The 25,744-nt window shown below is 73.2% G+C and carries 21 protein-coding genes and 1 pseudogene; 14 read left to right on the top strand and 8 right to left on the bottom strand.

Going from position 1 to position 25,744, the window contains the following annotated elements; translation table 11 throughout:
- Positions 1 to 33: 33 nt before the first annotated feature.
- Positions 34 to 666: a TIGR03085 family metal-binding protein gene (locus CCZ36_RS06985; protein WP_069740009.1), complete on the bottom strand. Its 633-nt coding sequence runs from the start codon at positions 664 to 666 to the stop codon at positions 34 to 36.
- Between the two features lie 84 nt (positions 667 to 750).
- Here CCZ36_RS06985 and hisI point away from each other — a divergent pair, with 84 nt between their 5' ends.
- From hisI to lgt, 11 genes are all read left to right on the top strand, one after another.
- Positions 751 to 1,131, top strand: coding sequence for a phosphoribosyl-AMP cyclohydrolase (hisI, locus tag CCZ36_RS06980; RefSeq protein ID WP_069740010.1), 381 nt, complete (start codon positions 751 to 753; stop codon positions 1,129 to 1,131).
- 11 nt (positions 1,132 to 1,142) lie between these two features.
- Positions 1,143 to 2,636 (top strand): anthranilate synthase component I, encoded by a 1,494-nt coding sequence (locus CCZ36_RS06975; RefSeq protein WP_069743249.1) that lies wholly within the window; start codon positions 1,143 to 1,145, stop codon positions 2,634 to 2,636.
- Between the two features lie 48 nt (positions 2,637 to 2,684).
- Positions 2,685 to 3,350: a TIGR02234 family membrane protein gene (locus tag CCZ36_RS06970; protein WP_069740012.1), complete on the top strand. Its 666-nt coding sequence runs from the start codon at positions 2,685 to 2,687 to the stop codon at positions 3,348 to 3,350.
- Positions 3,351 to 3,461: 111 nt separating this feature from the next.
- A complete protein-coding gene (locus CCZ36_RS06965; RefSeq protein WP_069740013.1) occupies positions 3,462 to 3,713 on the top strand; it encodes an HGxxPAAW family protein in 252 nt (83 codons plus the stop codon).
- A 389-nt stretch (positions 3,714 to 4,102) separates the two neighbouring features.
- Positions 4,103 to 4,537, top strand: a complete 435-nt coding sequence (locus CCZ36_RS35590) for a DUF2752 domain-containing protein (protein ID WP_069740033.1) — start codon at positions 4,103 to 4,105, stop codon at positions 4,535 to 4,537.
- A 116-nt stretch (positions 4,538 to 4,653) separates the two neighbouring features.
- On the top strand, positions 4,654 to 5,463 hold the full coding sequence (trpC, locus tag CCZ36_RS06955) for an indole-3-glycerol phosphate synthase TrpC (protein WP_069740014.1): 810 nt from the start codon (positions 4,654 to 4,656) through the stop codon (positions 5,461 to 5,463).
- Positions 5,464 to 5,481: 18 nt separating this feature from the next.
- Complete coding sequence (trpM, locus tag CCZ36_RS06950; protein WP_069740015.1) at positions 5,482 to 5,694, top strand: tryptophan biosynthesis modulator TrpM; 213 nt, start codon at positions 5,482 to 5,484, stop codon at positions 5,692 to 5,694.
- Positions 5,695 to 5,837: 143 nt separating this feature from the next.
- Positions 5,838 to 7,124: a tryptophan synthase subunit beta gene (trpB, locus tag CCZ36_RS06945; RefSeq protein WP_069740016.1), complete on the top strand. Its 1,287-nt coding sequence runs from the start codon at positions 5,838 to 5,840 to the stop codon at positions 7,122 to 7,124.
- Positions 7,121 to 7,933, top strand: coding sequence for a tryptophan synthase subunit alpha (gene trpA, locus CCZ36_RS06940; protein ID WP_069740017.1), 813 nt, complete (start codon positions 7,121 to 7,123; stop codon positions 7,931 to 7,933). The genes trpB and trpA overlap by 4 nt, the downstream gene beginning before the upstream one ends.
- A 75-nt stretch (positions 7,934 to 8,008) precedes the next feature.
- Positions 8,009 to 8,929, top strand: a complete 921-nt coding sequence (locus tag CCZ36_RS06935) for a DsbA family protein (protein ID WP_128817214.1) — start codon at positions 8,009 to 8,011, stop codon at positions 8,927 to 8,929.
- Between the two features lie 122 nt (positions 8,930 to 9,051).
- Positions 9,052 to 10,038 (top strand): prolipoprotein diacylglyceryl transferase, encoded by a 987-nt coding sequence (gene lgt / locus CCZ36_RS06930; RefSeq protein WP_069740019.1) that lies wholly within the window; start codon positions 9,052 to 9,054, stop codon positions 10,036 to 10,038.
- Positions 10,039 to 10,254: 216 nt separating this feature from the next.
- Here lgt and CCZ36_RS06925 read toward each other — a convergent pair whose 3' ends face one another.
- The 7 genes and pseudogenes from CCZ36_RS06925 to CCZ36_RS06895 form a co-directional block, all read right to left on the bottom strand.
- Positions 10,255 to 11,121, bottom strand: coding sequence for an HpcH/HpaI aldolase/citrate lyase family protein (locus CCZ36_RS06925; RefSeq protein ID WP_176734632.1), 867 nt, complete (start codon positions 11,119 to 11,121; stop codon positions 10,255 to 10,257).
- Positions 11,118 to 12,314: a CaiB/BaiF CoA transferase family protein gene (locus CCZ36_RS06920; RefSeq protein WP_069743255.1), complete on the bottom strand. Its 1,197-nt coding sequence runs from the start codon at positions 12,312 to 12,314 to the stop codon at positions 11,118 to 11,120. The genes CCZ36_RS06925 and CCZ36_RS06920 overlap by 4 nt, the downstream gene beginning before the upstream one ends.
- Positions 12,311 to 13,201 carry a ribokinase gene (gene rbsK / locus CCZ36_RS06915; RefSeq protein ID WP_128817213.1) on the bottom strand — a complete coding sequence of 297 codons (891 nt, stop codon included), beginning with the start codon at positions 13,199 to 13,201 and terminating at the stop codon, positions 12,311 to 12,313. Before rbsK ends, CCZ36_RS06920 begins: the two co-directional genes overlap by 4 nt.
- A pseudogene (locus tag CCZ36_RS06910) lies at positions 13,198 to 14,542 on the bottom strand (ADP-ribosylglycohydrolase family protein). Before CCZ36_RS06910 ends, rbsK begins: the two are co-directional and overlap by 4 nt.
- 77 nt (positions 14,543 to 14,619) lie before the next feature.
- Entirely contained in the window at positions 14,620 to 15,813 is a 1,194-nt protein-coding gene (locus tag CCZ36_RS06905) for an ADP-ribosylglycohydrolase family protein (RefSeq protein ID WP_128817212.1), read from the bottom strand.
- Entirely contained in the window at positions 15,740 to 17,155 is a 1,416-nt protein-coding gene (locus CCZ36_RS06900; RefSeq protein ID WP_443069794.1) for an ADP-ribosylglycohydrolase family protein, read from the bottom strand. The genes CCZ36_RS06905 and CCZ36_RS06900 overlap by 74 nt, the downstream gene beginning before the upstream one ends.
- Complete coding sequence (locus tag CCZ36_RS06895; RefSeq protein ID WP_128817211.1) at positions 17,152 to 18,240, bottom strand: ADP-ribosylglycohydrolase family protein; 1,089 nt, start codon at positions 18,238 to 18,240, stop codon at positions 17,152 to 17,154. Before CCZ36_RS06895 ends, CCZ36_RS06900 begins: the two co-directional genes overlap by 4 nt.
- A 270-nt stretch (positions 18,241 to 18,510) precedes the next feature.
- Here CCZ36_RS06895 and CCZ36_RS06890 point away from each other — a divergent pair, with 270 nt between their 5' ends.
- The 3 genes from CCZ36_RS06890 to CCZ36_RS06880 all read left to right on the top strand — a co-directional run bounded on the left by CCZ36_RS06890 (position 18,511) and on the right by CCZ36_RS06880 (position 25,698).
- Positions 18,511 to 19,242 (top strand): VIT1/CCC1 transporter family protein, encoded by a 732-nt coding sequence (locus tag CCZ36_RS06890; protein ID WP_069740024.1) that lies wholly within the window; start codon positions 18,511 to 18,513, stop codon positions 19,240 to 19,242.
- A 443-nt stretch (positions 19,243 to 19,685) separates the two neighbouring features.
- A complete protein-coding gene (gene gltB / locus CCZ36_RS06885; protein WP_069740025.1) occupies positions 19,686 to 24,245 on the top strand; it encodes a glutamate synthase large subunit in 4,560 nt (1,519 codons plus the stop codon).
- A complete protein-coding gene (locus CCZ36_RS06880) occupies positions 24,238 to 25,698 on the top strand; it encodes a glutamate synthase subunit beta (protein ID WP_069740026.1) in 1,461 nt (486 codons plus the stop codon). The genes gltB and CCZ36_RS06880 overlap by 8 nt, the downstream gene beginning before the upstream one ends.
- Positions 25,699 to 25,744: the final 46 nt, after the last annotated feature.

Raw genomic sequence — 25,744 nt, 5'->3', positions numbered from 1 at the left:
GGGCGTCACGGGGCACCGGGCACGCACCGGGCGCTACATCCCCAGCTCGGCCTTCCGCAGCCGCTCCACCGCCGCCTCGTCGCCCTCCACCCGCACATCCGCCGAGTCCTGCCGGCCGAAGGCGTACAGCAGCAGCTCGGCCGGCTCCCCGGTCACCGTCACCACCGGGGTGCCCTTGTGGGCCACCGCCGTCCGGCCGTCCGGGCGGCGCAGCACCAGCCCCACCGGGGACCTGCGGCCCAGCAGCCGGGAGGTCTTCTCGGTGTGGGACCAGAGCACATCGGCGAAGACCGGGTCCAGCTCGCGGCGCGACCAGTCGGGCTGGGCCCGGCGCACGTCCTCCGCGTGGACGAAGAACTCGACCGTGTTGGCCGCCTCGTCGATCTGCTTGAGGGCCATCGGGGAGAACCGGGGCGGGCCGGTGCGGATCAGCTGGATCAGTTCCTCGTACGGCTTCGCCGCGAACTCCGCCTGCACCCGCTCCAGCCGGGACTTCAGGGCACTCACCAGCAGCCCGCCCGCCGCGTCCGCACGGCGTTCGCGGACCACCACATGGGCGGCCAGGTCGCGGGTCTTCCAGCCGTCGCACAGAGTGAGGGCCTCGGGACCGGCCGCTTCCAACAGATCGGCGAGCAGAAGACGTTCACGCTTCGCATGGGTCGACATGCCCGCCAGCGTACGACCGTCACCCCGGGTCCGCCCAGTGGACGTCCGGCCGGGAAACGCCCGGTGCCACGGCACAATGGCCCCATGACCAGCACGCCCGACCCCGCCCCGTCCGCCGGTAACCTCGACCCCGCCATCGCCGCCCGCCTCAAGCGCGGCGCCGACGGCCTGGTCCCGGCCATCGCCCAGCAGTACGACACCGGTGAGGTGCTGATGCTCGGCTGGATGGACGACGAGGCGCTGCACCGCACCCTCACCACGGGCCGCTGCACCTACTGGTCGCGCAGCCGCCAGGAGTACTGGGTCAAGGGCGACACCTCGGGCCACGTCCAGCACGTGAAGTCCGTCGCCCTGGACTGCGACGCCGACACCGTCCTCGTCAGGGTCGACCAGACCGGCGCCGCCTGCCACACCGGCGACCGCACCTGCTTCGACGCCGACGTCCTGCCCCTCCTCGACCAGTAAGGTCAGCGGCCATGGATCTCGACACCTTCCGCAAGCTGGCCGTCGACCGCCGCGTCGTCCCCGTGAGCCGCCGCCTCCTCGCGGACGGCGACACCCCGGTCGGCCTCTACCGCAAGCTCGCCGCCGAGCGCCCCGGGACCTTCCTGCTGGAGTCCGCGGAGAACGGCCGGACGTGGTCGCGCTACTCCTTCATCGGCGTCCGCAGCGACGCCACCCTCACCACTCGCGACGGCGAGGCCCACTGGCTCGGCACCCCGCCCGTCGGCGTCCCCGTCGCCGGCGACCCGCTGGACGCGCTGCGGGCCACCGTCGAGACCCTCCACACCCCCCGCGACCTGGTGAGCGACGCCGGCCTGCCGCCCTTCACCGGCGGCATGGTCGGCTACCTCGGCTACGACGTCGTGCGCCGCCTGGAGAAGATCGGCGAGCACGGCGGCGACGACCTGAAGCTGCCCGAGCTGACCATGCTCCTCACCTCGGACCTCGCCGTCCTCGACCACCAGAACGGCACGGTCCTGCTGATCGCCAACGCGATCAACCACAACGACCTCGCCACCGGGGTCGACGAGGCCCACGCGGACGCCGTCGCCCGCCTCGACGCGATGGAGCGCGACCTGCGCCGCCCGGTCGAGAACGCCCCCGCCGTCCTGCCCCCGTCCGAGCTGCCCCCGTACACCGCCCGGTGGGGCGGCGAGGCCTACCAGGAGGCCGTGGACGACATCAAGGAGCGCATCCGGGCGGGCGAGGCCTTCCAGGTCGTCCCCTCCCAGCGCTTCGAGACCCCCTGTACCGCGAGCGCCCTGGACGTCTACCGGGTGCTGCGGGCCACCAACCCGTCCCCGTACATGTATCTCTTCCGCTTCGACGGATTCGACGTCGTCGGCTCCAGCCCCGAGGCCCTCGTCAAGGTCGAGGACGGCAGGGCCATGGTCCACCCGATCGCCGGGACCCGGCACCGCGGCGCCACCCCGCAGGAGGACCAGGCGCTCGCCGAGGAACTGCTCGCCGACCCCAAGGAGCGCGCCGAGCACCTGATGCTCGTCGACCTCGGCCGCAACGACCTGGGCCGGGTCTGCGAACCGGGCAGCGTCGAGGTCGTCGACTTCATGTCGATCGAGCGCTACTCCCACGTGATGCACATCGTCTCCACCGTCACCGGCCGCGTCACCGAGGACCGCACCGCCTTCGACGTCCTCACCGCCTGCTTCCCCGCGGGCACCCTCTCCGGCGCCCCGAAGCCCCGCGCCATGCAGATCATCGAGGAGCTGGAGCCGAGCCGCCGCGGACTGTACGGGGGCTGCGTCGGCTACCTCGACTTCGCCGGGGACTCCGACACCGCCATCGCCATCCGTACCGCCCTGCTCCGCGACGGCACCGCGTACGTACAGGCCGGAGCGGGTGTCGTCGCCGACTCCGACCCGGTCGCCGAGGACACCGAGTGCCGCAACAAGGCGGCGGCCGTGCTCCGCGCCGTCCATACGGCCAACCGGCTCCACGGCCGCTGAACCGCTGACGGCCGACCGGCTCCACGGGCCGCGGGGCGGTAGGGGATAGTGGAGGGCGTGAGTGCTGTCCCCGTACCCCAGCCCCGTGCCCGAACCGCCGCCGACCCCGCGTCCGACTCCGCGGGGAGTCGCCGCTCCCTCGCGGCCGGTCTGCTCCTGGGCGCGGTGGGCGCGACCGTCGTCCTCCTGGCCTCCGGGCAGACCTGGGCCGAGGGCCGGGCGGCCACCGGCGGCGGCGCCCTGCCGCTGACCGCCGACGGCCGGGACGTCACGGGCGTCCCCGCCGCCCTCGCCATCGTCGGGCTCGCCGCCCTCGTCGCCGTCTTCGCCGTACGCGGCGCGGGCCGCCGGATCGTTGCCGCGCTCCTGGCCCTCAGCGGCCTCGGCGCCGCCCTCAGCGCCTGGGCGGGCGCCTCCGACAGCACGGCCCTGGACGAGGAGGCGGCCAGGACCACCGGCGACGCGGCGGCCACCATCGACGCCCTCAGCCACACCGCCTGGCCCTACGTCACCGCCGCCGGCGGCCTGCTGATCCTGCTGGCCGGGCTCCTCGCGCTGCGCTACGGCAGCCGCTGGCCCGCCATGTCCGGAAAGTACGAGCGCGACGGCACCCCCCGCCCCGGCAAGGCGCCCCGCACGGCCCCCGACCCGGACCGGCCCGAGGACCTGTGGAAGGCCCTGGACCGCGGCGAGGACCCGACGCGCGAGGCGTGACCCCACGCTCACCCCCGGCGGCCCCGTACGGGACAATGGAACCGAGCCGTCCCCCGGCGGCGGCCCCACCTACAGCGTCACCCACAGCGCAACACCAACGAGGAGCAACTCATGGCGGGCACGAGCCACGGACACACCCCGGCCGCCTGGACCGGTGTCATCATCTCGTTCATCGGCTTCTGCGTCGCAGGCGTCTTCATGGTCGCGGCCAACCCGCTCGGTTTCTGGGTCGGCGTCGCCGTGGTCTTCGGCGGCGGACTCGTGGGCCTCGCCATGCGGGCCGCCGGTCTCGGCGCACCGAAGGAGTCGTCCGAGATGGCCGAGGCCAGGGCGCGCGCCGGCCAGGCGCAGATCTCCCACTGATCCGGCCGCCGGACCGTCCCGGCGACCGACACGCAGACAGGCGCAGCCCCCCGGGGCTGCGCCTTTTCGCGTCGGCGGGGGACAATCACCGGGTGGACGCCACCCCGACCCCCGCCGCACCCGAGCCCCCGGACCCCGACCCCCGGGGCGTCGGCCCCTGGAACATGCCCTTGACGGTCTGCCCGACCCCGGACACCCCAGCCCGTCCGGCGTTTGAGGACGGAACCCTCGGCGGGGAGAGCCCGCAGCCCAAAGGCCCCTCGGGCGAAGGAACCTCGCAGGTGCACGAGCCCCAGGGCCACGGTTCCGTCCTCAAACGCCGGACGGGCTGGGTGGGCGCCCCCGAACGTCGGGAAGACCGGGTGGGCCCTCCGGACCAGGGAGACCAGGTGGGCCGGCCGGGCCGCAAAGACCAGGTGGGCCGTCGGACGGGCTGGAAACGGCTGGGCACGCCGCTGGGGATCCTCGCCGCCGTCTCCGGCGCCTTCGCGTACGTCGGCACCGTCGACCCCAACGAGCCCGGCCACTACCCCGTCTGCCCCCTGCTCAAGCTGACCGGCGTCCTCTGTCCCGGCTGCGGTGGCCTCCGCAGCGCCCACGCCTTCATCACCGGCGACCTCGGCGCGGCGCTCGAAGCCAACGCGATCGCCACCGCCGGCTACTTCCTCTTCGCCGTCGTCTGGGTCCTCTGGCTGGTCAGGGCCTGGCGCGGAAAGCCCCTGCGGATCGGTCTGGCACCCGCCTGGTGGTGGGGCGTGGGCGCCGTCCTGCTGGTCTTCACCATCGTCCGGAATCTGCCGTTCGGCTCGGCGCTGGCCCCCTGAAATGCCCAGGTAATGGGACGCGGCGTGGCCGGATGCGGGCCCCGGGCCCTCCTGCGGATACCATCGGTACGGCTGATCCTGTTCCCTATTCACCGTTCCGGAAGGGGGCCGCTCGCGTGAGTGTGCTCGACGAGATCATCGACGGCGTTCGCGCCGACCTCGCGGAGCGACAGACGCGCGTCAGCCTCGACGAGCTGAAGGAGCGCGCCGCCCGCGCCCCCCAGGCCAAGGACGGAGTCGCCGCCCTGCGCGGCGAGGGCGTCACCGTCATCTGCGAGGTCAAGCGCTCGTCTCCCTCCAAGGGGGCCCTGGCGGCCATCGCCGACCCGGCCGCGCTCGCCGCGGACTACGAGGCGGGCGGTGCGTCCGTCATCTCGGTCCTCACCGAGGAGCGCCGCTTCGGCGGCTCGCTCGCCGATCTGGAGGCCGTCCGCGCCAAGGTCGACACGCCGATTCTGCGCAAGGACTTCATCGTCACCTCGTACCAGCTGTGGGAGGCCCGCGCCTACGGTGCCGACCTCGCCCTGCTGATCGTCGCCGCCCTCGACCAGGAGGCCCTGGTCTCCCTCATCGAGCGCGCCGAGTCGATCGGGCTCACCCCGCTCGTCGAGGTGCACGACGAGGAGGAGGTGGAGCGCGCGGTGGACGCCGGGGCCAAGATCATCGGGGTCAACGCGCGCAACCTGAAGGACCTCAAGGTCGACCGCTCCACCTTCGAGCGGGTCGCCCCCGAGATCCCCGACCACATCGTCAAGGTCGCCGAGTCCGGTGTCCGCGGTCCGCACGACCTGATCGCGTACGCCAACGCCGGCGCCGACGCCGTCCTGGTCGGCGAGTCCCTGGTCACCGGCCGCGACCCGCGCGCCGCCGTCGCCGACCTGGTCGCCGCGGGCGCCCACCCGGCCCTCCGCCACGGTCGCGGCTGACCGGGAGACCCGACGACGATGACCGGACGTCCCGCGCCCCGTACCCGGCCGGGCCTCGGCCCCGCCGGGGTCCCGGCCCGGGACCCGCACGCCCCGCTGGCGCGCGGCTGCCGGCCGCGTGGCTGCCGCGCCCCCGCCCGGCGCGTGCACGGACGGCGTGTGCGGTACGTCATCGGGGACGAGCCCGGCCAGGTCAACGGCATGCGATGGCGCCCGGGGTCCGCGCAGTAGCGAGCCCCGGCCGACGTACCGCAGTACCCGCAGCACTCTCGTACGTACGACCGCACCGCCCCGACCGCATGCCGGTCGCGGTGGCGCTCGCCGCTCCGCGCATACGGTGCATCCATCCGTTGCCATGCCAAGGAGCACGTCGCATGACGTCCGAATTCTTCATTCCGGACCCCGAGGGTCTGATCCCCAGCGCCGAGGGCTATTTCGGCGCGTACGGCGGCAAGTTCATCCCGGAGGCGCTCGTCGCCGCCGTGGACGAGGTCGCCGTCGCGTACGACAAGGCCAAGGCCGACCCGGCGTTCGCCGCCGAGCTCAACGAGCTGATGGTGAACTACACCGGCCGCCCCAGCGCCCTGACCGAGGTCCCGCGCTTCGCCGAGCACGCCGGCGGGGCCCGGATCTTCCTCAAGCGCGAGGACCTGAACCACACCGGCTCGCACAAGATCAACAACGTGCTGGGCCAGGCGCTCCTCACCAAGCGCATGGGCAAGACCCGTGTCATCGCCGAGACCGGGGCCGGCCAGCACGGCGTCGCCACCGCGACCGCCTGCGCCCTCTTCGGCCTCGACTGCACCATCTACATGGGTGAGATCGACACCCAGCGCCAGGCGCTCAACGTGGCCCGGATGCGGATGCTCGGCGCCGAGGTCGTCGCCGTGAAGTCCGGCTCGCGGACCCTGAAGGACGCCATCAACGAGGCGTTCCGCGACTGGGTCGCCAACGTGGACCGCACCCACTACCTCTTCGGTACGGTCGCGGGCCCGCACCCCTTCCCCGCCATGGTCCGCGACTTCCACCGGGTCATCGGCGTCGAGGCCCGCCGCCAGCTCCTGGAGCGCGCGGGCCGCCTCCCGGACGCGGCGGTCGCCTGTGTCGGCGGCGGCTCCAACGCCATCGGCCTCTTCCACGCCTTCATCCCCGACGAGAGCGTCCGCCTGGTCGGCTGCGAGCCCGCCGGGCACGGGGTGGAGACCGGCGAGCACGCGGCGACCCTCACCGCCGGGGAGCCCGGCATCCTGCACGGCTCCCGCTCCTACGTCCTCCAGGACGACGAGGGCCAGATCACCGAGCCGTACTCCATCTCGGCGGGGCTCGACTACCCGGGCATCGGCCCCGAGCACTCCTACCTCAAGGACGTCGGGCGCGGCGAGTACCGCGCGGTCACCGACGACGCGGCCATGCAGGCCCTGCGCCTGCTGTCCCGCACCGAGGGCATCATCCCGGCCATCGAGAGCGCCCACGCCCTCGCCGGGGCCCTGGACCTCGGCAAGGAGCTGGGCAAGGACGGGCTGATCCTCGTCAACCTGTCCGGCCGCGGCGACAAGGACATGGACACCGCCGCCCGCTACTTCGGGCTCTACGACACCGACGCCGTCGTCGAGGCGGACGCCGACAGCGACCGCGCCGAGATCGAGGGGGACGCCAAGTGAGCGGCAACATCGAGCTGTTGAACACCACCCTGGCCGCCGCGAAGGCCGCGGACCGGGCGGCGCTCATCGCCTACCTCCCGGCGGGCTTCCCGACCGTCGACGGCGGCATCGAAGCGGTCAAGGCCGTCATCGCGGGCGGCGCGGACATCGTCGAGGTCGGTCTCCCGCACAGCGACCCGGTCCTCGACGGGCCGGTCATCCAGACGGCCGACGACATCGCCCTGCGCGGCGGCGTCAGGATCGCCGACGTGATGCGCACGGTCCGCGAGGCGTACGAGGCCACCGGCGTCCCGATCCTCGTCATGACGTACTGGAACCCCATCGACCGCTACGGCGTCGAGCGCTTCACCGCCGAGCTGGCCGAGGCGGGCGGCGCCGGGTGCATCCTGCCCGACCTGCCGGTCCAGGAGTCCGCGCTGTGGCGCGAGCACGCCGACAAGCACGGTCTCGCCACCGTGTTCGTCGTCGCTCCCAGCAGCCAGGACGCCCGCCTCGCCACCATCACGGCGGCCGGGAGCGGCTTCGTCTACGCCGCGTCCCTGATGGGCGTCACCGGCACCCGCGCCTCCGTCGGCGCCCAGGCCCAGGACCTGGTGGGACGCACCCGCGCCACCACCGACCTGCCGGTCTGCGTCGGCCTCGGCGTCTCCAACGCGGCGCAGGCCGCCGAGGTCGCCGGGTTCGCCGACGGCGTGATCGTCGGCTCGGCCTTCGTCAAGGCCATGCTGGACGCCCCCGACGAGGCCGCCGGCCTCGCCGCCGTCCGCTCCCTGGCGGGCGAACTGGCCGAAGGTGTTCGAAAGCGCTGAGCCCGTGAACCACCCGAATGGGTGGATTGTGGACCGGGGAGGCGCGGAGGTGCCTCCCCGGTTCGTTCCCCGGGTGTGAGCGACAAGATCCCTGAGGGAAACAGAAGCGCGCGCGAGCGCCTGGCCCAGCAGCGCGAGCGGGAGAAGGGGCGCGAGAAGCGACGCCGGACGCTGATCGTCGCCTCGGCGGTGGTCGGGGTGCTCGGCCTGGCCGCCGTGGTCGGCCTGATCGCGGCCAACGTGGGCAAGGACGGCGGCGGCGACTCCGCATCCGGCCCGGCGGTCGCCCCGTCGGGTGCGATCGGCGAGGCCGCCCTGACCCTGCCGGTCGGCGCGGCCGACGCCCCGTCCACCCTCACGATCTGGGAGGACTTCCGCTGCCCGGTCTGCGCCCAGTTCGAGACGGCCTTCCGGGACACCATCACCGAGCTCGCCGACGACGGCCAGATCCGGGTGGAGTACCACCTGGCCACGATCATCGACGGCAATCTCGGCGGCACCGGCTCGCTGCGCGCCGCCAACGCCGCCGCCTGCGCCCAGGACGCCGGCAAGTTCGCCCCGTACCACGACGTCCTCTTCAGCAACCAGCCTCCCGAGCCGGACGACGCCTTCGCCAAGAACAGCCGGCTGATCGAGCTGGCCGGAGAGGTCGAGGGGCTCGACACGCCGGACTTCCGCAGCTGCGTGGAGGACGGCGATCACGACAGCTGGGTGAAGAAGTCCGACACGGCCTTCCGCGAGGGCGGCTTCCAGGGCACGCCGACGGTGCTGCTCAACGGGGAGTCCGTGTTCCCGAGCAAGGGCGAGGAGCAGATCTCCGCGGAGAACCTGAAGAAGTGGGTCGCCGAGGCCAACAAGGGCAAGAAGCCGGGCACCGCCGCCCCGGCCGAAGGGTCCACGGCCCCGTCCGCGCCGGCCGACGGATCCGGCGCCCCGTCCACCCCGGGCGAAGGGGCCGCCACCCCGGTCGCGCCCTCGTCCGCCGCCGGTTCCTGACCGCGTTCCGCCGCCGGTCCCCGACCGCGTTCCGGGCCCGCCCGTGACGCGGTCCTCGTTACCCAGACGTTGCCGGGTGGCTTGCCGTACCCACCGCCCGGCAAGGTAGCGTCGACCTCGCCATGAATCTTGCCTCCATTCCCAGTCCGTCGACCGGCGTGATCGAGCTCGGCCCGATCCCGCTCCGCGGCTACGCGTTCTGCATCATCATCGGTGTCTTCGTCGCCGTCTGGTTCGGCAACAAGCGCTGGATCGCCCGGGGCGGGAAAGCCGGCACGGTGGCCGACATCGCCGTCTGGGCGGTGCCCTTCGGCCTCGTCGGCGGACGGCTCTACCACGTGATCACCGACTACCAGCTGTACTTCAGCGAGGGTGAGAACTGGGTCGACGCCTTCAAGATCTGGGAGGGCGGCCTCGGCATCTGGGGTGCGGTGGCCTTCGGCGCGGTCGGCGCCTGGATCGGCTGCCGCCGCCGGGGCATCCCGCTGCCTGCCTGGGCCGACGCGATGGCCCCGAGCCTCGCCTTCGCGCAGGCCATCGGACGCTGGGGCAACTGGTTCAACCAGGAGCTGTACGGCAAGCCCACCGACCTCCCCTGGGCGCTGGAGATCAGCGAGGGCCCGAACCGGGTCGCCGGGACCTACCACCCGACCTTCCTGTACGAATCGCTGTGGTGCATCGGTGTGGCGCTCCTGGTCATCTGGGCCGACCGCCGCTTCAGGCTCGGCCACGGACGGGCGTTCGCGCTGTACGTCGCCGCCTACTGCGCGGGTCGCGGCTGGATCGAGTACATGCGCGTCGACGAGGCCCACCACATCCTGGGCCTCCGCCTGAACGTGTGGACCGCGATCATCGTCTTCGTCCTCGCCGTCGTCTACATCGTGGTCTCCGCCAAGCTGCGTCCGGGCCGCGAGGAGATCGTCGAGCCCGACCGGGACACCACCGGGAAGGACTCCGACGCGGACGGCTCCGCGCAGACGGACGCCGACGCGAAGGACGCCGAGCAGGACACCGACGCGAAGAAGGACCCGCTCAGCAAGGACGAGCCGGGCGAATCCGGCAAGGACCTCACCGCCGGGAGCACCGAAGCGGCGGCCGAGAAGGGCTGACCCCCCGAGCCCTCCCCGCACCACCTCCCGCTCGCCGGGCGGGCCCGCGGTCCCAGAGGCTGTCGGGTGGCCTCGGGCCGGGCGGCCACGCCCTGGCACGCGCGCTTCCCGCGTTGTCGTCGGTCGACGACGCTCCGCCTCGCCTCCCTCCTCCGCCTTGGAATCGCACGCACCAGACCGCGTCCGCTGTCCGACCCGAGGCCACCCGACAGCCTTTTAGGCCCGTCCGGCGAGCGCGATCGTACGGCGGGCGGACGCCACCACCGCGGCGTCCACGAACCGCCCGTCCGGCAGCGCCAGCGCCCCCGCCTCCACCGCCGAGGCCGCGACGATCTGCTCGGCCGCCTCGATCTCCTCCGCCGTCGGCCGGAACGCCCGCTCGATCACCTCCAGCTGACGCGGATGGATCGCCGCCCGCCCCAGCATCCCGAGCGCCCGCCCCCGCCCGCACGAGGCCCACAGCCCGTTCAGGTCCCGGACGTCCGGGAACACCGACTGGGCCGGTGGCGGCAGGGCGGCCGCCCGGGCCGCCACCACGACCCGGCTGCGCGGCCAGTCCAGCCCGGAGTCCTCCCGTACGCCCAGATCGGCCCGGAGATCCGCCTCGCCCAGGGCGATGCCCCGGACCGCGTGGTGCGCCGAGGCGATCGAGTACGCGTGCTCGATCGCGAGCGCCGACTCCAGCAGCGGATACAGCGGTACGCCCGGGGCGACGGCCGCCACATGGTGCACCGAGACCGCGTGGGTGATCTTCGGCAGCCGGAACGCGGCCAGACCGGGCAGCCCCGCCAGCGCCCGGATGTCGTCCTCGCCGTGCACCCGGACATGGACCGGTACGGCGTCGGGGGCGGCGGTCACCTGGTCGCCGAGGAGTTCGGCGGTGGCGGAGCGCGCGTACTCCTTGCGGTCCGGCGCGACCGCGTCCTCCAGGTCGACGATCACCACGTCCGCGCCCGAGCCCAGCGCCTTGGCCACCACCTCCGGCCGGTCACCGGGGACGTACAGCCAGGTCAGCGGCGGCCGGCCGAAGTCGTCCCGCGGGTCCTCCGGCAGGGGAGGGAAGGGCGTGTCGCAGCCGGTCACAGCGCCCCCTGGTCCCGCAGCGCCGCGATCCGGGTCTCCGAGAGGCCGAGCCCGGCCAGGATCTCCTCGGTGTCCGCCCCGTGCGGGCGGCCGGCCCACCGGATGGAGCCGGGGGTCTCCGAGAGCCGGAAGAGGACGTTCTGCATCCGCAGCGGCCCCAGCTCCGGGTCGTCGACCTCGGCGAACGTGCCCAGCGCCCGGTACTGCGGGTCCTCCATCACCTCCCGTACGTCCTGGATCGGCGCGACGGCCGCCTCGGCCTTCTCGAAACCGTTGAGCACCTCTTCCCGGCTGTGGCGGGAGATCCAGTGGCCGACGGCCCCGTCCAGTTCCTCGGTGTGTTCGGCGCGGGTGGTGCCCGCGCCGAACCAGGGTTCGTCGATCAGGTCCGGGCGGCCCACCAGGCGCATCACCCGCTCCGCGACGGACTGGGCGGATGTGGAGACCGCGACCCAGTGGCCGTCGGCGGTGCGGTAGGTGTTGCGCGGGGCGTTGTTGCGGGAGCGGTTGCCGGTGCGCGGCTGGACGTAGCCGAGCTGGTCGTACCAGAGCGGCTGCGGGCCCAGCACGGTCAGGATCGGCTCGATGATCGCCAGGTCCACCACCTGCCCCTCGCCGGTCTTCTCGCGCCCGGCGAGCGCCGCCATCACCGCGTACGCCGTCGCCAGCGCCGCGATGGAGTCCGCCAGTCCGAACGGCGGCAGCGTCGGCGGCCCGTCCGGCTCCCCGGTGATCGCCGCGAACCCGCTCATCGCCTCGGCCAGCGTCCCGAAGCCGGGGCGGTGGGCGTACGGTCCCGACTGGCCGAAGCCGGTGACCCGGGCCAGGACGAGTCGCGGGTTGACGGCGTGCAGCTCCTCGGGGCCGAGCCCCCAGCGCTCCAGCGTCCCGGGCCGGAAGTTCTCGACGATGACGTCGGTCTCGGCGGCCAGCTGGAGCAGCACGTCCCGGCCGCCGGGCGCGGAGAGGTCGAGCGTCAGGGTGCGCTTGTTGCGGCCGAGCAGCTTCCACCACAGGCCGACCCCGTCCTTGGCGGGTCCGTGCCCGCGCGAGGGGTCCGGCCTACGGGGGTGCTCCACCTTGATCACGTCGGCGCCGAAGTCCCCCAGCATCGTTGCGGCGAGGGGGCCGGCGAAGAGGGTGGCCAGGTCGATGACCTTCAGCCCGGTCAGGGGTCCCGCTGTCGTACTCATACGGCCTCGGCCTCGATCTCGCTGCGGTAGGGCATGGAGGTGGACGCGCCCGGCTTCTGGACGCAGAGCGCGGCGGCGGAGGACGCGAACGCCACCGCCTCGGCCACCGGGCGCCCCTCGCCGAGCGCCACGGCCAGCGTCCCGACGAAGGTGTCCCCGGCCCCGGTGGTGTCGACGGCCGTCACCGCAGGGGCCTCGAAGAGCACCGGCTCGCCGCCCCGGGCCGCGTACAGGCACCCCTTCGCGCCGAGCGTGACGATGACCTCGGGCACCCGGCGCAGCAGGATCTGGGCGGCGGCGTGCGGCTCGGCCTGCCCGGACAGCTCGGCGGCCTCGTGCTCGTTGGGGACCAGGAGGTCGATGTGGTCGAGGAGTTCGTCGGGGAGTGGCTGTACGGGGGCGGGGGTGAGGATGGTCCGTACGCCCTGGGCCCGGGCCGCGCGGGCACCCTCGACGACGGCGGACAGGGGGAGTTCGAGCTGCATCAGCAGCAGTTCGGACGCGGCGATCGCCGCGATCTCGCCGGGGCCGAGCGTGGTGACGACGCCGTTCGCCCCGGGGACCACCACGATCGCGTTGGAGCCCGTGTCGTCGACGACGATGTGCGCGGTGCCGCTGGGGCCCTCGGCGGTGTGCAGGAGGTCGGTGTCCACCCCGGCGTGTTCGAGGCCCTCGCGCAGCTGCGTCCCGTACGCGTCGTCGCCGACCGCGCCGATCATCATCACCTCGCCGCCCGCGCGGGCGGCGGCGACGGCCTGGTTGGCGCCCTTGCCGCCGGGGTTCGTCCGGAACTCCCGTCCGGTGACGGTCTCGCCGCGTCCCGGGGCACGGGCCGTGTAGGCGACGAGGTCCATATGGGTGCTGCCGAGCACCGCGATGCGAGTCATGGGCGCAGAGCCTCCTGGTGGGTCAGTGCTGCGAGGGTGTCGAAGCCGGCCCGGTCGAAGCCGGGTACGGAGGTGGCGAGCCGGTTCTTCAGCGGGGCGGTCCAGTGCGCGGGCAGGGTGTCCGGGGTGCCCGCGAGGAGCCCGGCCAGAGATCCGGCGGTGGCCCCGTTGGAGTCGGTGTCCCAGCCGCCGGAGACCGCGTTGCCGATCGACCGGGTGAAGTCGCCGTCGGCGTGGGTGAGGGCGGCGGCCAGCAGCGCGGCGTTGGGCAGCACGTGCACCCAGTGGTGGGTGTCGGCGTAGACGGCGTGCAGCCGGTCCACGACGGCGTCGAACTCCCCTTCCCCACGGGCGGTTTCGATGCCCAGCCGGACGGCGCGGGCGTACCGCGAATGCGGCGGCACCACCCGCAGCCCGGCCGCCAGGCACCCGTGCACATCGCTCTCGCCCCCGGCCGCGACGGCGAGCGCGGCGGCGGTGAACATCGCGCCGTAGACCCCGTTGCCGGTGTGGGTGAGGACCGCGTCCCGGTGCGCCTGGGCGGCGGCCCCGGCCGGGTCGCCGGGGTGGGTCCAGCCGTGCACGTCGGCCCGGATCTGTGCGCCGATCCACTCCCGGAACGGGTTGCGGCGGCGGGCCGTCTCCGGGGTTCGACGCCCGCCAGGAGGTTGCCGTACGCGATGCGCTCGGCGGTGAAGGTGCGCCCGGCGGGAAGCTCGTCCAGCCAGAGCCGGGCCAGGTCGGCGGTGGTGAAGGAGCGCCCGTGTCGCTGGAGCAACAGCAGTGTGAGCAGGGGGTAGTTGAGGTCGTCGTCCTCGGGCATGCCGTCGATGTTCTCGGCGAGCGAGGTGGGGGCCGAGCGGCGGTTCCAGGGGTGGGCGGCGAGCAGCTCGGCGGGCACACCGTGCGACGTGAACCAGGTGGTGAGGGGCCAGTTCCCGGTGGCCCGGGCGAGCGCGCGGATGCCGGACAGCGGCAGCTTCTCGACCGGTTTGCCGAGGAGGCAGCCCGCCGCCCGGCCGAGCCAGGCGGCGTGCAGCCGGTCCCGCCCGATGACGGGGGCGGCCTCGGGCGGGCCCGGCCACTGCGGGCAGGCGGCGACGACCGCGTCCAGGCCGGTGGGCTCGTCGGCGGCCAACGGCGATTCAAGCAGGGCCAGTTCGTCGAGGAGTTGAGCGGCCAGCGCCCGCAGCCGGGGCGGTGCGGGCGGTTCGGAGGCACCCGCGCGGTCCGGGGCGGGGGAGCCCCGGCCGCGTACCACCGCTCCTGGATCTCCCGGGCGTCCCGGCCGTCCTGCGCGGCCTGCCGCAGCTCGTGCCCGACCAGGTCCTCGGGCTGCACCCAGGTGAGCCGGACGCGCGCATCACGGGGCGGGCGGGCGTCCGCGTCCGGGACCGGCGCCCGGGGCGGATCGACGTTCACCGCTCACCGGCCAGCGCGGTGAACGCCTCCTCGTGGGCCGCGCGCCGCTCCAGGTCGCGCGCGAAGACCTCCCGGGCCACCTGCGCCAGCGCCCGGGCCGGGGCGTGCAGATCCAGGCGGCTCGCCTCCGCCACCGTCTCCGCCCAGTCGGCCGGGATCCCGCCGCCGAGCGCGCCCACGATCGCCCCGCTCATCGTCGCGATGGAGTCGCTGTCGCGGCCGTAGTTGACCGAACCCAGCACCGTACGCCGGTAGTCGCCGCTCCCGACCAGCAACATCCCTAGGGCGACGGGCAGTTCCTCGATGGCGTGCAGCCGGGACGGGCGGCGGGCGCCGAGTGCGGGGGAGCGGTAGTCGGGGCCGACCGTGTCGAAGGGCTCCACCGCCGCCCGCAGCGGTGCGAGCGCGGACTCGAAGTCCTCGTGGTGCGCGGCGACTACACAGACGGCTTCGATCGCGGACCGGGTGCCGTCCTTCGCCAGCGCGAGGGCGGCGTCGATCACCGCGTCGGGGGTCGCGCCCGGGTGGCAGGCGGCGGCGACGGCGGCGGCGAAGACCCCGGCCGCCTCCCGCCCGTACGACGACTGGTGCGGGGCCGAGACCTCCAGAGCCTCGGCGTACGCGGCCTCCGGGTGGCCGGCGTTGACCAGGCCGACCGGGGCCATGTACATCGCCGCCCCGCAGTTGACGATGTTGCCCGCCCCGGCCTCGCGCGGGTCCATGTGCCCGTAGTGCAGCCGGGCCACGATCCACTTCTCCGCCAGGAAGATCCGCTGGAGGGGGAGCGCCTCGGCCTCCAGCTCCGGGATCCAGCGGGGAGACAGCAGATCCGGTACGAGATGGTCGGCGACGGCGTACGCGTCGAGGTGGTCGCGGACCTTCTCGTAGACCCGGATCAGGGCGTGGGTCATCAAGGTGTCGTCGGTGACGTGCCCGTCGCCCTTGTGGTACGGCGCGATGGGGCGCGCGGTGCGCCAGTCCTCGCCGTACCAGGGGCCGACGATCCCGGTCACCCGGCCGCCGTGGCGCTCGGCGATCTGCTCGGGGGCCCAGCCCTCGACCGGGCCGCCGAGCGCGTCGCCGACGGCCGCGCCGACGAGGGCCCGGGTGATGCGGTCATCCAGTCCGGGGGCGGAGGGAGAGGTCTGCGGGGTCGGGGCGGCGGGGGCCGTGGCCGTTGTGGGCGTCATGCCGGAATTGTCCACCCGGGAGGGCCGGTTCCGTGGCTGCCAGCAGCCCGGCGAGTTCGATCAGGTCCGTGCCCGCGAGCCGGGGCAGCGCGCAGCCCGCGAGGGTACGGCAGGCCTCCCGCCAGCCCGCCGGTACGGCGGTGATCGAGCCGATCGCCCCGGTCAGCGCCCCGGCCAGGGCGGGTGCGGAGTCGGCGACCCGGGAGAGGCAGGCGGCGGCCGGGATCGCCTGGGCGATCTCGCCCCGGGCGGCGGTGGTGAGGGCGAGCGCGACGGGGACGGTCTCGGCCGCCGCGATCCCGTAGCTGTAGACGTGGTCGACGATCTGGTGCTCCAACACCGGAACCAGGGCGAACGCCCCGGCCGGCTCGTCCGCGAACTCCCGGGCCAGGCGGACCGCGTGCACGGCGTTGCGGGCGATCTCGGTGCCCTCGGGGAGCCGGTCCAGGGCGGCGTTCACCACGGTGTCGACGTCCGCCCCGGTCAGCGCCACGGCGATCGCGGCGGCCATGGCCCGGGCACCGTGGACCCCGTCGCCGTCCTGGGTGTAGCGGGCGTCGAACTCCGCGAGGGCCGCTGCCTCCGCCGGATCGCCCGGGTGGGCCACGGCGAGCACGGCCGCCCGGACACAGGCGGCGTCGTCGAAGTAGTGCGGGTTGTCGTGCCCGGTGGCGGGCGGCCGGAGCCCGGCGGCCAGGTTGCCGAGCCCGGCCCGCACCGAGATCCGGGCGCGCAACGGAAGGACGGCCGCCTCGACCTCGGGGGCCCGGGCGCTGGCGGCGGCGACGGTGGCGGCCAGCGCGTTCCAGGCCCGGTCGACGGCGTCCCGCATCCGGCGGCCGGGAGCCAGGCCCACCGCGTCGTCGGCAGCGGCCAGCACCGTACGGGCGGCGAACGCGGCCCACTCGGCGTCGTCGGACGGTCCGAGCCGCAACGGCTCGGGCGGCTGGTTGAGGGCGATGGGCACGGGGAGCGTGGTGGTGGCGTTCTGCTCGGCGAAGGTGTCCAGTTCCCGGGTGAGCCGCCGGGTCCACTCGGGCATCCGGGCCGCCCGGTGCCGCGCGGCGGGCCACCCGGCGGCGTCCCCGGCGGCCAGCCCGAGCAACAGGCCCTCGATCCGGGCGCGCCGGGAGGGGCCGGGGGAGAGGGCCGATTCCGTACTCGGCCGGGTGACCCCCGGGCTTCCGGTGGCCCCCGGGTTTCCGGTGGCCCTCCGGTTTCCGGTTGGCCCCGGGCTTTCGGTGGCTCCCCGGTTTCCGGTTGGCCCCGGGTTTGTGGTGGGGCCCGGGTTCCTGATTGGCCCCGTCGTCGTCCCGCCCGTCGTCGTCCCGCGCGTCGTCATCGGCCCTCCACCCGTCCCGGCTCGAAGGACGCCGCTACCGACGCCATGTCGCGCACGGCCGAAGGTTCACGTCCGCCGCCCCGCTCCCGCGTCGCCCCCGCCTCCACCTCGTCCGGGGTCAGCAGTTCCGCGATGTCCAGCACGTGGTAGCCGCGCATCGAGGGCAGGCAGCTGCCCCGGACCGGGCCGATCGCGGCCGCCCAGTCCGGCGGGATGGCGCGCACCCCGTGCAGCGCCCCGGCCAGCGCCCCCGCCACCGCCGCCGTCGTGTCCGCGTCCCGGCCCATGTTGACGGCCGTCAGCACCGCCGTGCGGAAGTCTCCGCGCGCCGCCGTGAACGCCCCGAACGCCAGGCCCACCGCCTCCGGCGCGAGGTCCGTCCAGGGGTATCCGGCGATCACCACCGCCGAGCGCACCGCCCGCTCCATCGTGAGCCGGTCGGGGTACGGGCGCTGGGCCGCCGCCACCGCCCGGCGCAGCGAGCGGGCCGTCCAGGAGTCCATCGGGACCACCGAGAGCGCGGCCGCGATCACCGAGGCGAGGCCCGAGCCGACCATGGCCGCCGCCACCCCGGCCGCCACCGCCTGGCCTCCGTAGATCCCCTCGCCCTCGTGGCTGACCCGGCCGTCCACCGCGACCAGCCGGGCCGCCTCGGCGGGGCGGCCCGCCGCGAACACCCCGAAGGGCGCGGCCCGCATCGCGAGCCCGTCGCTCCAGGCGTGCCGGTGCTGGGCCGAGATCGGTGCGGCCAGACCCCGGCGCAGGTTCTCCAGCGTGCCGCGCTCGCTGAACCCGGCCCCCCGGAACGGGCCCTCGTCGAGATCGGCGATCCAGTGGTGCCAGGCCCGCTCAACATGGGTGACGTCGAGCGCGGAGCCGTGCCGGGCCAGCAGAAGCCCGGAGAAGATCGCGTACTCCGTGTCGTCGGTGCCCGCCGGGTCGTCGCTCACGAACCCCTCGATCCGCCCCCAGCGGCGGCGGATCTCAGAGGGCCGCAGGTTCTCCGCCGGAGCGCCGAGCGCGTCCCCGACCGCCAGCCCCAGCAGTGCGCCCCTGGCCCGGTCGTGGCCGATGGCCGTGTTCATCGCGTCGCCCTTCCGCTCGTCCGGCGGGTCCGCCCGAGTCGGACCGGGGCCTTCGACGGGCCCTGTCCGCATCTGTCCCCCGTGGAGGGCGAAGGGAGGCGGGAATCGGCGGGAAAGGGGCCAGGAGGATGACGGCCCAGGAAGCTGAGGCTGTCCTTCCTTCGCAGGTCAGAGGGGGTGTAGGGCAGCCTTGCCTTGCTGGCGGGGATCGCTCGGGCGGCGTACTTTGGACTTTGTCGAGAGTTGTACTCAACAGGGGAGAAGTGAGTCGTGTCCATCATCGCGGCAGACGCCGTTCTGCACGAGGCGCACCGGGAGAACCACACCCACCGGGATGTCAACGGTGGCTGGCTGCGTCCCGCCGTCTTCGGCGCGATGGACGGTCTGGTCTCCAACCTGGCCCTGATGACCGGCGTCGCGGGCGGCGCGGTCTCCCAGCAGACCATAGTGATCACCGGGCTCGCGGGTCTGGCCGCCGGGGCGTTCTCCATGGCGGCGGGCGAATACACCTCCGTCGCCTCGCAGCGGGAACTGGTCGAGGCCGAGCTCGCCGTCGAGCGCCGCGAACTCCGGAAGCACCCCAAGGACGAGATGGCCGAGCTGGCCGCGCTCTACGAGTCCCGGGGTGTGGACGCCCCGCTGGCCCGCGAGGTCGCCCGCCAGCTGTCGCGCGACCCGGAGCAGGCACTGGAGATCCACGCCCGCGAGGAACTGGGCATCGACCCCGGCGACCTGCCCTCGCCGCTGGTCGCCGCCGTCTCGTCGTTCGGCGCGTTCGCGCTGGGCGCCCTGCTGCCCGTCCTGCCCTACCTCCTCGGCGCGAGCGCCCTGTGGCCCGCCGTGCTGCTCGCGCTCCTCGGTCTCTTCGCCTGCGGTGCGGTCGTGGCCCGGGTGACGGCCCGTAGCTGGTGGTTCAGCGGACTGCGTCAGCTCGCCCTGGGTGGTGCGGCGGCCGCGATGACGTACGGGCTCGGCACCCTGTTCGGTGTCGCCGTCGGATGACGGCGGCCCGGTGGACGGCGTAACCGGGCCGCCCGGACGGCGCAACCGCCCGGCAACGCGTGTGACGTACGTCTTGGCGCCGCCCACTGGGCGCGACGGGCTCCACGACCGTAAAATGAGACGCTATGCAGTGCCGCTCATAAGTAGCCGTTACTCGGTGGTTTCGTTTCCCGTGCCGCCGGGCAAGAGCCGTAAGCACCGCAGGCAACGACGCCTGCTCTCTGCGACTCCCCGGGCGCCGATCGTTCCGACAGCGACCCACCTCCTGGTCAAGCCGGTCGCCTCTGGTCACCCAGTCACTTCCGGTCACCACGGTGTCCGTATGTTGGAACAAGCCTTCCGCTTCTTGAGAAGCGCCCCATCATGTAACCTGCACGAAATTTCGCAGAGGGCCAACGTCGTCCCTCGGCACCGCAAATGCCACGACGACGACGGGAGAGCCGATGCGTATCGACGCCTGGTCGCCCATGGACGGTCGCCCCGCCCAGCAGGGGATGTACGACCCCCGTAACGAGCACGACGCCTGTGGCGTCGGGTTCGTGGCCACTCTGACCGGTGTGGCCAGCCATGAGCTGGTCGAGCAGGCGCTGACCGTACTGCGCAACCTCGAACACCGCGGCGCCACCGGCTCCGAGCCCGACTCCGGCGACGGCGCCGGCATTCTCTGCCAGGTCCCGGACGCCTTCCTGCGTGCCGAGACCCCTTTTGAACTTCCCGAGGCCGGCTCGTATGCCGTGGGCATCGCCTTCCTCCCCGCCGACGACTCCACCGAGGCGGTCCGCGCGATCGAGAAGATCGCCGCCCAGGAGGGCCTGAAGGTCCTGGGCTGGCGCGACGTCCCGGTCACCCCCGAACTTCTCGGCAACGGCGCCCGCGCCACCATGCCGACCTTCCGCCAGGTCTTCGTCGCCGACGGCGAGAGCGCCGGCATCGTCCTGGACCGCAAGGCGTTCGTCCTGCGCAAGCGTGCCGAGCGCGAGGCCGGGGTGTACTTCCCCTCGCTCTCCGCCCGCACCCTCGTCTACAAGGGCATGCTCACCACCGGGCAGCTGGAGCCGTTCTTCCCGGACCTCTCCGACCGCCGCTTCGCCTCCACGGTGGCCCTGGTCCACTCCCGGTTCTCCACCAACACCTTCCCGAGCTGGCCGCTGGCCCACCCGTACCGCTTCGTCGCGCACAACGGCGAGATCAACACGGTCAAGGGCAACCGCAACTGGATGAAGGCCCGCGAGTCCCAGCTCGCCTCCAGCCTCTTCGGCCAGGCGCAGCTCGACCGGATCTTCCCCGTCTGCACCCCGGACGCCTCCGACTCGGCCTCCTTCGACGAGGTCCTGGAGCTGCTCCACCTCGGCGGCCGCTCGCTGCCGCACGCCGTGCTGATGATGGTCCCCGAGGCGTGGGAGAACCACGACTCGATGGACCCGGCCCGGCGTGCCTTCTACCAGTACCACGCCGCGATGATGGAGCCCTGGGACGGCCCGGCCTGCGTCACCTTCACCGACGGCGTCCAGGTCGGCGCGGTCCTCGACCGCAACGGTCTGCGCCCCGGCCGCTACTGGGTCACCGACGACGGCCTCGTCGTCCTCTCCTCCGAGGTCGGCGTCCTCGACATCGACCCGGCCAAGGTCGTCCGCAAGGGCCGCCTCCAGCCCGGCCGGATGTTCCTCGTCGACACGGCCGAGCACCGCATCATCGAGGACGACGAGATCAAGGCGTCCCTCGCCGCCGAGCAGCCCTACCAGGAGTGGCTGGAGACCGGCGAGATCCAGCTGAGCGACCTGCCCGAGCGTGAGCACATCGTGCACACCCACGCCTCGGTCACCCGCCGCCAGCAGACCTTCGGCTACACCGAGGAAGAGCTGCGCGTCATCCTCGCGCCGATGGCCCGCACCGCCGGAGAGCCCCTCGGCTCCATGGGCACCGACTCGCCCATCGCCGCGCTCTCCGAGCGCCCGCGCCTGCTCTTCGACTACTTCACCCAGCTCTTCGCGCAGGTCACCAATCCGCCGCTGGACGCCATCCGCGAGGAACTGGTCACCTCGCTGCGCTCCTCGCTCGGCCCCCAGGGCAACATCCTGGAGCCGACCGCCGCCGCGGCCCGCAGCGTCACGCTGCCCTTCCCGGTGATCGACAACGACGAGCTCGCCAAGCTGATACACATCAACGCCGACGGCGACATGCCGGGCATGCGGGCCGCCACCCTCTCCGGTCTCTACCGGGTCAGCGGCGGCGGCGACGCGCTGGCCGCCCGGCTCCAGGAGATCTGCGCCGAGGTCGACGCCGCCATAGAGGACGGCGCCCGCCTCATCGTCCTCTCCGACCGGCACTCGGACGCCGAGCACGCGCCGATCCCCTCGCTGCTGCTCACCTCCGCCGTCCACCACCACCTCATCCGCACCAAGCAGCGCACCCAGGTGGGCCTGCTGGTCGAGGCCGGGGACGTCCGCGAGGTCCACCACGTCGCCCTGCTCATCGGTTACGGCGCCGCCGCGGTCAACCCGTACCTCGCCATGGAGTCCGTCGAGGACCTGGTCCGGGCCGGCACCTTCATCGAGAACATCGAGGCCGAGCAGGCCATCCGGAACCTGATCTACGCGCTCGGCAAGGGCGTCCTCAAGGTCATGTCCAAGATGGGCATCTCCACCGTCGCCTCCTACCGCGGCGCCCAGGTCTTCGAGGCCGTCGGCCTCGACGAGGAGTTCGTCGCCACGTACTTCAACGGCACCGCCACCAAGATCGGCGGCGCCGGCCTGGACGTCATCGCCAAGGAGGTCGCCGCCCGGCACACCAAGGCGTACCCCGCCTCCGGCATCGCGGCCTCCCACCGCGCGCTGGAGATCGGCGGCGAGTACCAGTGGCGGCGCGAGGGCGAACCGCACCTGTTCGACCCGGAGACGGTCTTCCGCCTCCAGCACGCCACCCGCAACCGGCGCTACGACATCTTCAAGCAGTACACGGACCGGGTGAACGAGCAGTCCGAGCGCCTCATGACGCTCCGCGGCCTCTTCGGCTTCACCTCGGACCGGGCCCCGATCCCCATCGACGAGGTCGAGCCCGCCTCCGAGATCGTCAAGCGGTTCTCCACCGGCGCCATGTCCTACGGCTCCATCTCCCGCGAGGCCCACGAGACCCTCGCCATCGCGATGAATCGGCTCGGCGGCAAGTCCAACACCGGTGAGGGCGGCGAGGACCCGGAGCGCCTGTACGACCCGGAGCGCCGTTCCTCCATCAAGCAGGTCGCCTCCGGCCGCTTCGGTGTGACCAGCGAGTACCTGGTCAACGCGGACGACATCCAGATCAAGATGGCCCAGGGCGCCAAGCCCGGCGAGGGCGGCCAGCTGCCCGGCCACAAGGTCTACCCGTGGGTCGCCAAGACGCGTCACTCGACCCCCGGCGTCGGTCTCATCTCGCCGCCGCCGCACCACGACATCTACTCCATCGAAGACCTCGCGCAGCTGATCCACGACCTCAAGAACGCCAACCCGCAGGCCCGCATCCACGTGAAGCTGGTCTCCGAGGTCGGCGTCGGCACGGTCGCCGCCGGTGTCTCCAAGGCCCACGCGGACGTCGTCCTCATCTCCGGCCACGACGGCGGAACGGGCGCCTCCCCGCTCACCTCGCTCAAGCACGCGGGCGGCCCCTGGGAGCTCGGCCTCGCCGAGACCCAGCAGACCCTGCTGCTCAACGGCCTGCGCGACCGCATCGTCGTGCAGACCGACGGCCAGCTCAAGACCGGCCGCGACGTCGTCATCGCCGCACTGCTGGGCGCCGAGGAGTTCGGTTTCGCGACCGCGCCGCTCGTCGTCTCCGGCTGCGTCATGATGCGCGTCTGCCACCTGGACACCTGCCCGGTCGGCATCGCCACCCAGAACCCGGTGCTCCGCGACCGGTTCTCCGGCAAGGCCGAGTACGTCGTCAACTTCTTCGAGTTCATCGCCGAAGAGGTCCGCGAACTCCTCGCCGAGCTGGGCTTCCGCTCCATCGAGGAGGCCGTCGGCCACGCCGAACTCCTCGACACCGACCGGGCCGTCACCCACTGGAAGGCGCAGGGCCTGGACCTGGCCCCGCTCTTCTTCGTCCCCGAGCTGCCCGAGGGCGCGGTCCGCCACCGGATCACCGACCAGGACCACGGTCTGACGAAGGCGCTCGACAACCAGCTCATCAAGCTGGCCGCCGACGCGCTCGGCGCCGACAGCCCCGAGGCCGCCCGGCCGGTCCGCGCCCAGGTCGCCATCCGCAACATCAACCGGACCGTCGGCACGATGCTCGGCCACGAGGTGACCAAGAAGTTCGGTGGCCAGGGTCTGCCCGAGGACACCATCGACATCACCTTCACCGGCTCGGCCGGCCAGTCCTTCGGCGCGTTCGTGCCGCGCGGCGTCACCCTGCGCCTGGAGGGCGACGCCAACGACTACGTCGGCAAGGGCCTCTCCGGGGGCCGGGTCATCGTCCGCCCCGACCGGGGCGCCGACCACCTCGCCGAGTACTCCACCATCGCCGGCAACACCATCGGCTACGGCGCGACCGGCGGCGAGATCTTCCTCCGCGGCCGCACCGGCGAACGCTTCTGCGTCCGCAACTCCGGGGCGCTCGTCGTCTCCGAAGGCGTCGGCGACCACGGCTGCGAGTACATGACCGGCGGTCACGCCGTCGTCCTCGGCGAGACCGGCCGCAACTTCGCCGCCGGTATGTCGGGCGGTGTCGCGTACGTCATCGACCTCGACCGCGACCAGGTCAACGTCGGCAACCTCGGCGCCGTCGAGGAACTGGACGACACCGACAAGCAGTGGCTGCACGACGTCGTGCGCCGCCACCACGAGGAGACCGGCTCCACCGTCGCCGAGAAGCTCCTCGCCGAGTGGGACACCGCCGTGACCCGCTTCAGCAAGATCATCCCGTCCACGTACAAGGCCGTGCTCGCCGCCAAGGACGCCGCTGAGCTCGCCGGTCTCTCCGAGCAGGAGACCACCGAGAAGATGATGGAGGCGGCGACCCATGGCTGACCCCAAGGGCTTCCTGACCACCGGGCGCGAGGTCGCCAAGACCCGCCCCGTGGCCGAGCGCGTCAAGGACTGGAACGAGGTCTACGTCCCGGGCTCGCTGCTCCCGATCATCAGCAAGCAGGCCGGCCGCTGCATGGACTGCGGCATCCCGTTCTGCCACAACGGCTGCCCGCTCGGAAACCTCATCCCCGAGTGGAACGACTACGCCTACCGCGAGGACTGGACCGCCGCCTCCGAGCGGCTCCACGCCACGAACAACTTCCCGGAGTTCACCGGGCGGCTGTGCCCGGCCCCCTGCGAGTCGGCGTGCGTGCTCGGCATCAACCAGCCCGCCGTCACCATCAAGAACGTCGAGGTCTCCATCATCGACAAGGCGTGGGACAGCGGCGACGTCACCCCGCAGCCGCCCGAGCGCCTCTCCGGCAAGACCGTCGCCGTCATCGGCTCGGGACCGGCGGGACTCGCCGCCGCCCAGCAGCTGACCCGGGCCGGCCACACCGTCGTCGTCTACGAGCGCGCGGACCGCGTCGGGGGCCTCCTCCGCTACGGCATCCCCGAGTTCAAGATGGAGAAGTCGCACATCAACCGCCGCATCGAGCAGATGCGCCTGGAGGGCACCAAGTTCCGTACGGGGGTGGAGATCGGTCAGGACATCGACGCCGCCAAGCTCCGCCGCCGGTACGACGCGGTCGTCATCGCGGCCGGTGCCACCGTCTCCCGCGACCTGCCGGTCCCCGGCCGTGAGCTGAACGGCGTCCACTTCGCGATGGAGTACCTGCCGCTCGCCAACAAGGTGCAGGAGGGCGACCTGACCGTCGCCCCGATCCACGCGGGCGGCAAGCACGTCGTCGTCATCGGCGGCGGCGACACCGGCGCCGACTGCGTGGGCACCGCCCACCGCCAGGGCGCGGCCTCCGTCACCCAGCTGGAGATCATGCCGAAGCCGGGCGAGGAGCGGAACGCCAACCAGCCCTGGCCGACCTTCCCGATGCTCTACAAGGTCACCTCCGCACACGAGGAGGGCGGCGAGCGGGTCTACTCCGTCTCCACCACCCACTTCGAGGGCGACGAGGACGGCAATGTCCAGGCCCTCCACCTGGTGGAGGTCGAGTTCAAGGACGGTAAGCTGGAGCAGAAGCCCGGCACGGAGCGGCGCATCCCCGCGCAGCTCGTCACCCTGGCCATGGGCTTCACCGGAACCGACCAGTCCAACGGTCTGGTCCAGCAGTTCGGCCTGGAGCTCGACCAGCGAGGCAACGTCGCCCGCGACGAGAGCTACGCGACCAACGTCGACGGCGTCTTCGTCGCCGGTGACGCCGGACGCGGCCAGTCGCTGATCGTCTGGGCGATCGCCGAGGGCCGCTCCGCCGCCCGCGGAGTCGACCGCTTCCTGACCGGGACCAGCGCCCTGCCGGCCCCGATCCGCCCGACGGACCGGTCCCTGCTGGTCTGAGCACCACCCGGGTTCCCCCTGGGCCACGCGGCCCGGGGTAGCCCCT

This window comes from Streptomyces sp. S063 (assembly GCF_002832675.1).
Classification (GTDB): Bacteria; Actinomycetota; Actinomycetes; order Streptomycetales; family Streptomycetaceae; genus Streptomyces; species Streptomyces sindenensis.
The sequence above is the reverse complement of the archived record's forward strand: the minus strand, read 5'-3'. Positions and strand labels throughout refer to the sequence as shown.